The organism is Kitasatospora sp. NPDC058492 (genome assembly GCF_042720685.1).
GTDB lineage: Bacteria > Actinomycetota > Actinomycetes > Streptomycetales > Streptomycetaceae > Kitasatospora.
In genome coordinates this window covers 48,211-49,791 of the sequence record NZ_JBHXMU010000065.1, presented here as the reverse complement: position 1 = coordinate 49,791, position 1,581 = coordinate 48,211, and the positions used below count along the sequence as shown (strand labels likewise).

General features: G+C 69.1%; 1 protein-coding gene. It reads right to left on the bottom strand.

Translation table 11 applies throughout. From position 1 onward, the window contains the following. Positions 1-38: 38 nt before the first annotated feature. Entirely contained in the window at positions 39-1,295 is a 1,257-nt protein-coding gene (locus ACFWPI_RS32190) for a hypothetical protein (protein ID WP_380381108.1), read from the bottom strand. Positions 1,296-1,581 lie beyond the last annotated feature (286 nt).

The window sequence follows — 1,581 nt, the reverse complement described above, 5'->3', positions numbered from 1 at the left end:
GGGCGTGGTGTCACGGCCCCGCGGCCGCCCGGGCCTGGTCACTTGACCAGGCGGGACCAGTCGGCCGGCTGCCCCGGGTCCAGCGCGCGCAACTGGTCGAGCACCTTGGGGTCCTGGGCGTCCAGCCAGTCGGCGACCTGGCGGAAGGACACGCAGCGGACGCCCTCCCGGGTGCAGACGCTCTTCATCACGTCCTCGATGGCCTGCATGTAGATGCCGCCGTTCCAGCTCTCGAAGTGGTTCCCGATGAAGAGCGGGGCCCGGCTGCCGTTGTAGACCCGTTCGAAGCCGTTGAGGTAGCCGTTGCGGGTCTCCTTCTCCCACGCGTCGTACTTCTTCGGATCGCCCTTGGTGGTGTCCCCGGACTGGTTGGCGAGGAAGTTGAAGTCCATCGAGAGGACCTGGGCCGATTTGCCCGGGTAGGGCAGCAGTTGGAGCGGGAAGTTCCAGATCCCGTCCTTCTTGCCGGGCCAGACCTGGAACTCGCCCGGTGAGCTGGCGTCGTACCGGAAGCCGGCCGCCTTCTCGGCCGCGAGCAGGTTCTTCTGGCCCTCCAGGCAGGGGGCGCGGCCGCCGACCGCCTCCTTGGTGTAGTCGAAGGGCAGCGGCGGGAGGTTCTTGAAGCCGGTGTTGGTCTTCCAGTTGGTGACGAAGGAGATCGCCTGGTCGAGCTCGCTCTTCCACTCCTCGGTGCTCCAGTCGCCGCCGCCCTTGGAGCCGCAGAAGTGCCCGTTGAAGTGGGTGCCGATCTCGTTCCCGTCCTGCCAGGCCAGGCGCAGTTGCTCCAGGGTGTCCTTGATGTGGGCGTCGGTGGCGAAGTCGATGGCGGAGGCGCCGGCGTCGTGCTGCGGCGGGTGGTAGAGCGTGCGTTTGGACTTGGGCAGGGTGTAGATGCCGCTCAGGAAGAACGTCATCTGGGCGTTGTTCTCCGTGCCCAGCTTGCGGAAGCGCGAGAACTGTTCGTCGTCGCCCTCCAGCGCGCCGTCCCAGGAGAACACCACGAACTGCGGCGGCTTCTCACCGGGCTTCAGCTTCTCGGGCCGGGGTTGTCTGGGCTGCGGGCCGGTGTCGGAGGTGGAGCCGTCGCCGAGCACCTTGACCTGGCCGTCCCAGGTCGGCGTGGCGCTGGGGGTCGGGGTGGCGCCGGGGCTGCTGGGGCTGTCGGAGGGTGTGCCGCTCGGGTCGGGTGTGCTCTCCGGAGCGGCGCCGGCAGTGGCCGGTCTGCCCTTCGAGTCGGGGCCTCCCGTGCCCAGGCCGAGGGCCACGACGACCCCCGTTGCCAGCAGGACAGCCACGCCACGAGCAGGCCGCACCGTTCCTCCGCTTCTCCGACCCGCCGTCAAATGCTGGTCAGATAGTCATACGTATGGTGCGAACATCAGAACACCTTGATCGACAATGTGTCGAGGCTTGCATGGGACGGGAGTTGGGAGATAGGTGTGCGACAGGAGGCCGGCCGCGCCCCGGGTGGGTGCGGCCGGCCGCCGGTCGGGCGGGGGGACCCGCCCCCGGCGAACACCACCACGAATCCGCCCCCCAGGCGAAAGGCCACGAGCCCGGGCAGGGGCCCGCCCACGTCGG